A 7,536-nucleotide genomic window follows, 5' to 3' on the forward strand; every position below is an offset into this window, starting at 1 on the left:
TTCATCAATAAAATACCACGGATTTCAAAACCACAATTCTCCCTTCATCTTGTCCACGCCTTTCTCAAAGGAGAAAAAGCGTTTACTCAATAAATCTTTATACAGAAACCTTTAGAGACCCCAACAGCCACTCGAAGAGCCATCACGCCTCTAACCACCCACGGAACACCCCACCTCGTCATCCCCCTCGGAACACCCTCTGCGCAACACCTAAAGCTTTGCCCCCGCAACACCATCCAACCACCGCCTTCCCAATTTTATCAATAAAATACCACGGATTTCAAAACCACAATTCTCCCTTCATCTTGTCCACGCCTTTCTCAAAGGAGAAAATGTTTTTTGCCACATCAAAAACTTTTCCATTAAAACAAGATATTTTGCTGCATAGCTAATGAATGAGCTTTTTTCTGTAGATTTTTTTCCACGATAAAAAAGGAAAAATAATCGTTTTGCGGTTGACAGAATATGAAAAATCGTATTTAATGACAGGTGCGGTAAGGGGTTTTCTGCGTCCAGATTTCATCATAAAATTTTCGCATTATTATAGACTATTATAAGTTATTATAGACTGTTATAAACAGTGTGTTTCGCGACAATGTTTAAAACTTTACGGTTTGAAGGTATCTTTCGTCTTTTTCTGACTGTTTTCTTTTGCATCACCCAATTTGCATCACCAACAGCCCCATAATTTTGAGATTTTCAAAACAAGTCGTATTCACTAAGGGCTCCCAACAGAACGCCCTAATAATCCCCCCATAAAATACCAATATCATACATCACAGCAATGATGAGCAATACACGCATAAAAATATGAAAACGGCATCATTATGCTCTCATCGCCTCACCTTTCAAGATGCAAAGGCTTTTTTTCAAAACATTGTTTAGCCAGAATTGAAGAAGATAATATCACCTATCGATCATCAGCATGGAGGCTAAGATTATGAAGCCACAAGATTCTCCCCCACCTCATTCCTCACAAACACCAGAAGGCGCAAGCGCACCTGAAGGGGCGCATGCAAATGCATCATTAGACACTCTTGCTGCACATTTAGAACGGCTTAACATCGAAAAAATAAAAAACACTCCTTTCAACCGTGCCGAGTTAAAAGATATTGTTGCTGGTTTAGAACAACATAATGCCGATGGCAGTTGGATCAAAAATTATTATGACATTTTAGATCTTTACATGATGCCAGCCTTGGTAGATCAAGCAAATCGTAAATATCCAGAGATGAATCTTAAACTTGCAATGACACCTGACGACTTTGCACTCTCACTAAAAGAAACGCTCGAAAAGGGCATAAAATCTTCTAGGCTGATCGTTAACGCAAAAGATAGGGGAATTCATTTTGCTGTCATTGATCATCAAACCATAGGGGACAAGACATCTCTGATATTTTTAGAACCTACCTCACTGCGTGACACACTCCCCGCCTTACTGGCATTAAGAACGCGACAATCCATTGAACATCACCAATTGCCTAACATTCATTTTGCCATGGCAGAAATGAATATTCAACGCAGTTCCTCTGAATGTGGGATGTTCAGCTTAAGCCTTGCTAAAAAGCTTTATCTCGAAGCTCAAAAATTAGAAAGACTACACAAAGATAATATTAAGGGTGTGTTATGTGAACCAGATACGCCTTTACCTGCTGAAAAATTAGATCCATATCTTCCAGCTCGTTTATACAAACACGTGCAAGGCAGAAGACGTCTTAGGGAATATCTAACAGCCAATCCAGAAGCAGCACATGAAAAAGTAAACAAAAAAGGCGAAACCCTAAGAGAGAGGTTTGAGAGAAGCTTGGTGGCAACAGAGACAAAAACTGTTTCTGTTTCACAACACAGAAAAAGAGCAACAGAATACAAATCTCTAATGATGTAATAAGCATTTGGCCATAGCCCTATTCCACATCCACAAAGAATGAAGCTCTGCGGCTTTACGGTAAGATATAAGTTGCTGTTAGCAAATCTTCTTTTCCCTTTGAAAGAAGTAAAGAGCTAAAGATGCAAACAGTAAGCAACATGATCTCTTAAAAGACAAAAAGATACCTTGCCTTTGACTCTGAAAAGCGTGGGGTTTTGTCTTTCGTAACAATTTTTTTAAATAAAGATGATTGCATCTCTTTGTTTTTTTTAGCTAAAAAATCTTTCCTGCAAACATTGTTTAGCCAGAATTGAAGAAAATATTATTTTCTACCAATTATCAATATGGAGGCTAATAGTATGAAGCCACAAGATTCTTCCCTCCCTCATTCCTCACAAACACCAGAAGGGGCAAGTGCAAATGAATCCTTAGAAGACCTTATTGCACGTTTGATGCAAAGTTCCATCCAAACAGAAGAAGAACATGTTGCACCAAGTTCTGACGAATTAAAAGATATTATTACAGGCTTAGAAGATGATCTCGTCACCGGCCGTTGGATTAACGCTTATTATGAAAACACAGATATTAGATTGATGCCGGCTCTCGTAGAAAAAGCAAACAGCAAATATCCAGACATGAATCTCAAATTGGCTCTTACAGCAGAAGAGTTTTCGCACGCACTAAAAGAAGTCGTTGAGAGCGACGCGAAATCTGCCCGATTTATAGTCAATTCGGGAAGCAAAATCCACTTTGCCGTCCTTGATTATCAAAAAGTTGATGACAAAATCTCTTTGATTATGCTTGAACCTACAACATTTCAGAATATCACAGCTTGCAAACTAGGGATAAAAATAAATCAAACCCTTCAATGTCTTCAACTGCCTCCTTATTCTTTTACCACGGCAGAAATGGATATTCAGCGAAGCTCTTCTGAATGTGGGATGTTCAGCTTAAGCCTTGCCAAAAAGCTTCATCTTGAATCTGATAAATTAGCAAGATTGCACAAAGATAATGTTAAGGGTGCATTATGTGAACAAAATTCATCTTTATCTGCTGAAAAGTTAGATTCCTATCTTCCAACCACTTTTTATAAACACACACAAGGAAGAAGACGTCTAGAACACTATTTAAAAGCCAATCCGGATGCTGAACATGAAACAGTAAACAAAAAAGGTGAAACCCTGAGGGAGAGATTTGAAAAAAACTTAAGAACAACAGAAGGAAAAACTGTTTCTGTTTCCTCCCACCAAAAAAGGCTCACTGAATACAAATCTTTATCGATGTAATTGAGGCTTTTTCCATATTCCTATTCATCAAAGAACGAAGAGAGGCTGCTTTACAGCTAAGATTTCTCTAAGCAAACCAGCTTTTGCGCTCATAAAACAAAAATAGCAAACAACTTTCCTCTTAAAGAAAAAGCACCATTGTCCTATAAAAACCATCCCCTCTTAAAATTGTATCAAAATTCCAAAGCTCTTGTTAGCCCAAAGCTCTTTGTAATAATGAGACTATTTGGATAAGCAAAACGCTTGATACATAAAATATTTAATGCTTTCGTCTTCAGTAAAAGCATATGTCTTGTTTTTCTGAGAGTATCCACTTCGTATCTCAAACACCCCCACATCAATGCCATACGACCAAACAACCGCAATAGACCACGCTTATCGTGCATCAACCAAACAACCGCCCCCACCAAGAAGGCTCCATCAAAAACACCAGGACAAGGTCTTAAAATCAACAACCTCTCTTAACGGAAAACACCAGCCCAACCATTACCCCTCTTGCCCAACCATTACCCCTCTTGCCCAACTATTTACCCCTCTTGCCCAACTATTTACCCCTCTTTGCCAACCATTACCCCTCTTTGCCCAACCATTATCCCTCTTTGCCAACCATTACCCCTCTTGCCCAACCATTATCCCTCTTTGCCAACCATTACCCCTCTTTGCCCAACTATTTACCCCTCTTACCCAACTATTTACCCCTCTTGCCCAACTATTTATCCCTCTTGCCCAACCATTACCCCTCTTGCCCAACTATTTACCCCTCTTGCCCAACCATTACCCCTCTTTGCCCAACCATTACCCCTCTTTGCCAACTATTTACCCCTCTTGCCCAACCATTACCCCTCTTACCCAACTATTTACCCCTCTTGCCCAACTATTTACCCCTCTTGCCCAACTATTTACCCCTCTTGCCCAACCATTACCCCTCTTGCCCAACCATTACCCCTCTTAGCCAACCATTATCCCCATTCCCTAAGATGTCACAACCAACCTTTTGATTTCATAAAAGTTTCACATCTCTTCTGTTTTTGAAGCGTGAAAAATTTCATTTTTAATCTGTCAACCAGCCTCACGTTACCGTGAGGCTTTATTTTATGGAGAAGCAAATGAGAAAAATATCTAAAGCAGGGCTTGCACTCATTAAACAATGGGAAGGATTGCGTTTACATGCCTATAAAGATGCCATCGGGGTGTGGACAATCGGCTATGGTCATACCAGCACGGCTGGCAAACCGTTCGTTCACAAGGGCATGATCATTACTGAAAAACAAGCAGAAGAAGTTCTTTCTCAAGATTTAAGACAATTTGAGAATACCGTTGAAAAACATGTGCGGGTTTCCTTAACGGATGAACAATTCGCCGCGCTCGTATCGTTTTGCTATAATATAGGAACATCGGCTTTTTGTAATTCGACCCTGCTCAAAAAACTCAATAATGGCGAATATGAAGCCGTCCCTGCTGAGTTACAAAAGTGGACTAAAGCAGGAGGAAAACGTCTTCACGGTTTAGTGCACCGTCGTGCAGCAGAATCGGGATTATGGGCAAAAGGGGCTTATGTTTCTCCCAACTACCAAACCGTAGAAACGCAAACACCCATGGGATTTTTCAAAGCAGAAGCGCTTACACCGATTATTGGTTCTTTTTCTGGACTTGGGGGCTTATTGGCAGGCAATGGTCCCATCCAATGGGCATTGGCAACCATTATGGTTTTAGCCGCCTGCGTTGGTATTTTCTTTGTGGCAAAACGGTTTCGGGAGCAGCGCTTATGATGTGGTGGTTGAAAAAAAATCTGATGATAACAGGAGCGGCTCTGACCGCTTTTTTTATCGCTTTAGCAAAAGCTTTCACTCTTGGAAAGAAGGTTGAACAACAAAAGCAAATAGAAAAAACGCTAAAGTCATCAACAACACGGCTAGAGGTGGAAAATGAAATTAATCAAAAAAGTGATGCTGATGTACGCGCTGCTCTTACTCACTGGTTGCGCGATAAAAACAATCAATGAGCCTTTTTCTTGCGTTGGTTGGATGCCCATTTATTTAGACAAAAAAGATCTCAATATCATTAGTTCAAATCTCGCAAGAGATATTTTAAAGCATAACAAACAAGGGGAAGGCTTGTGTGGGTGGAAACATGGCTAGAAAAAAAACAGAGCTTACAGAAAAGGAAAAAGAAATCCTACAAGAAATCATCACAACGTATAAAAGTGTAAAAATGATGTCACGCTATACGAAGTGGATTATATTCATCATTTTCTTATTAGCACTTGATTTTTCACGGATCATAGATGTGCTGGGAAGTATTTTTACACAAAAATCGAATATTCAGCTCTAAAATAAATAAAAAACGTGAGACGTGTTAAATCTTTTTTTAAAATATAAAAAGCCATTCGTTATTTTTTGAAAACACGGAGATTTTATTGATGATTTTTTCACGTCTCACGAGAAATTTTTACACGCCTCACAAACGTCGTGCTCTTCACAAACGCTTTCATGAAATGAATTTAAGGGCATGAAGAGAGATTTTTAACCAACGCGTAAGTCAGCAACTTTGGTAACATAAGAAAAGGATCATACCAACGTACATTTTTTTAATAAACTATTGATATCCAAATGATTTTATACTCTTCATAAATAGCATTGCCAAGAATTTGTATTAAAAGACATTTCTTTTAAAGAAGCGCATAAACAAGCAATGTAATGGTAGCCTTACATAAAACTTCTCATCTTTACGTTGAATAAAAAAGCAAGCCGGCTCCTCCCACCCTCCCAATTTCCACCCTCCCAATTCCCTGCCTCCCAATGCCCTGCCTCCCACCAATGCCCTGCCTCCCACCAATGCCCTGCCTCTCAATGCCCTGCCTCTCAATGCCCTGCCTCCCAATGCCCTGCCTCTCAATGCCCTGCCTCCCAATGCCCTGCCTCCCAATGCCCTGCCTCCCAATGCCCTGCCTCCCAATTCCCTGCCTCCCAATTCCCTGCCTCCCAATTCCCACCCTCTCAATTCCCTGCCTCTCAATTTCCACCCTCCCAATGCCCTGCCTCTCAATGCCCTGCCTCCCAATGCCCTGCCTCCCAATGCCCTTATGTTCTATGCATAAAGGTCAAGTTGAAGAGAATATATGGAAAATCCTTGGTTCGAAAATATGAAAAGAAGGCATGAGGCTACAACAGAATTTCGCGTGCCTTTATCATCAGAAGCATTAAAAATTCTAAAACAAGCGCGCCTACTGTCTCGTAATGATTTTTTTCGGCTACCTGTCATGGTCCCCTTAGCTCAAAAATTGCTCCCCACTCAAGAATTTTCTGTCACAATATAGGCAACAAACAGAACTTGAGTATAACCACATGGGTTTGGCTCCAGTTTAGGTGATGAACTTACCGAAAAAAGATGAGAGCAAGGCGAAAAATTAGCTTTTATCTTTAAGCTTCTCAAATGGAGCAGTCTCCCCATTTCAGAGATCAACGAAACAGAGAGATGCTTATTCTCCTATGCAAAAGCTTGAAATACCAGCATCTTATTCATAAAAAAACAACCCAGCCCCATCATGCTCTTTTCAACTCTGTCTTTCCAACGCTCAATAGGTACTAACTCTTAGCTACTGACTTTTAATGATTGCGTTGGTTCATAAAACCGTAGTGACCTCTCACCTTATGAAGCACAAACACAGGATTTTTTAACGGTGCATACATAAACCTAAAATGAAAAAATAGAACTGTATTAGGAATAAATGACTATAAGTCAAAGAGTTATATTTTTATTAGCACAATATTTTCAAAGGAAACCACGATCCCCACACAATAGAAACATTTCATAAAAACAAGAGAAAAAGCTATGGATTAAGAGTGAGCTTCATTCACAATGACGGTAGATCAACCAGAGGAGAGTAGAACAATCCTATAAGATAAAGAAACTGTCATAAAAGGAAAATTCGTATGAAACGTGAAAAAGCATAAAAAAACGGGCACAGAAGACCCGTTTCTTTATTATTTCTATGGAAAAGAGCTTAGAAATCCATTCCACCCATTCCACCAGCAGGCATCGGAGGCATTGGTGTATCTTTCTTTGGAACTTCAGCAACCATTGCTTCTGTTGTGATCAGAAGGCTCGCAATTGAAGCCGCATTCTGAAGAGCAGAACGCAAAAACTTTCACAGGATCAACAATTCTTGAAAGCAATCAAATCACCAAATTCACCGGTTGAAAAACATGAAAAAGCATAAAAAAAAACGGGCACAGAAGACCCGTTTCTTTATTACGTCTATGGAATAAGAGCTTAGAAATCCATTCCGCCCATTCCACCCATTCCGCCAGCAGGCATCGGAGGCATTGGTGTATCTTTCTTTGGAACTTCAGCAACCATTGCTTCTGTTGTGATCAGAAGGCT

General features: G+C 40.0%; 8 protein-coding genes and 1 pseudogene. 6 read left to right on the plus strand and 3 right to left on the minus strand.

Features of this window, described 5'->3' with window-relative positions; translation table 11 throughout:
- Nucleotides 1-940 precede the first annotated feature (940 nt).
- Both ACFIK0_RS02325 and ACFIK0_RS02330 read left to right on the plus strand, forming a co-directional pair.
- Nucleotides 941-1,885, plus strand: coding sequence for a YopJ/AvrA family T3SS effector serine/threonine acetyltransferase (locus ACFIK0_RS02325; RefSeq protein WP_375630972.1), 945 nt, complete (start codon nt 941-943; stop codon nt 1,883-1,885).
- A gap of 341 nt (nt 1,886-2,226) precedes the next feature.
- Entirely contained in the window at nt 2,227-3,153 is a 927-nt protein-coding gene (locus tag ACFIK0_RS02330) for a YopJ/AvrA family T3SS effector serine/threonine acetyltransferase (protein ID WP_375643300.1), read from the plus strand.
- A 173-nt stretch (nt 3,154-3,326) separates the two neighbouring features.
- Here the strand turns inward: ACFIK0_RS02330 and ACFIK0_RS02335 are convergent, their stop codons facing one another.
- Nucleotides 3,327-3,605: a hypothetical protein gene (locus tag ACFIK0_RS02335; RefSeq protein WP_375637791.1), complete on the minus strand. Its 279-nt coding sequence runs from the start codon at nt 3,603-3,605 to the stop codon at nt 3,327-3,329.
- A gap of 654 nt (nt 3,606-4,259) precedes the next feature.
- On the opposite strand from ACFIK0_RS02335, the gene ACFIK0_RS02340 reads away from it, so the two are divergent.
- From ACFIK0_RS02340 to ACFIK0_RS02355, 4 genes are read left to right on the plus strand one after another with little or no spacing between them, the layout of a single operon-like run.
- Entirely contained in the window at nt 4,260-4,922 is a 663-nt protein-coding gene (locus ACFIK0_RS02340; protein WP_375662753.1) for a lysozyme, read from the plus strand.
- Entirely contained in the window at nt 4,919-5,155 is a 237-nt protein-coding gene (locus ACFIK0_RS02345; protein ID WP_273790902.1) for a hypothetical protein, read from the plus strand. Before ACFIK0_RS02340 ends, ACFIK0_RS02345 begins: the two co-directional genes overlap by 4 nt.
- Nucleotides 5,079-5,291, plus strand: coding sequence for a hypothetical protein (locus tag ACFIK0_RS02350; protein ID WP_273790903.1), 213 nt, complete (start codon nt 5,079-5,081; stop codon nt 5,289-5,291). The genes ACFIK0_RS02345 and ACFIK0_RS02350 overlap by 77 nt, the downstream gene beginning before the upstream one ends.
- A complete protein-coding gene (locus ACFIK0_RS02355; protein WP_273790904.1) occupies nt 5,284-5,484 on the plus strand; it encodes a hypothetical protein in 201 nt (66 codons plus the stop codon). The genes ACFIK0_RS02350 and ACFIK0_RS02355 overlap by 8 nt, the downstream gene beginning before the upstream one ends.
- A 321-nt stretch (nt 5,485-5,805) precedes the next feature.
- On the opposite strand, the gene ACFIK0_RS02360 is transcribed toward ACFIK0_RS02355, so the two are convergent.
- Both ACFIK0_RS02360 and groEL read right to left on the minus strand, forming a co-directional pair.
- On the minus strand, nt 5,806-6,228 hold the full coding sequence (locus ACFIK0_RS02360; protein WP_375663415.1) for a hypothetical protein: 423 nt from the start codon (nt 6,226-6,228) through the stop codon (nt 5,806-5,808).
- A 928-nt stretch (nt 6,229-7,156) separates the two neighbouring features.
- Nucleotides 7,157-7,353 (minus strand): annotated as a pseudogene (gene groEL / locus ACFIK0_RS02365) (chaperonin GroEL); the annotation flags it as partial.
- Nucleotides 7,354-7,536: the final 183 nt, after the last annotated feature.

The organism is Bartonella sp. CL63NXGY (assembly GCF_042194905.1).
In the GTDB taxonomy this organism is placed as follows: Bacteria; Pseudomonadota; Alphaproteobacteria; order Rhizobiales; family Rhizobiaceae; genus Bartonella.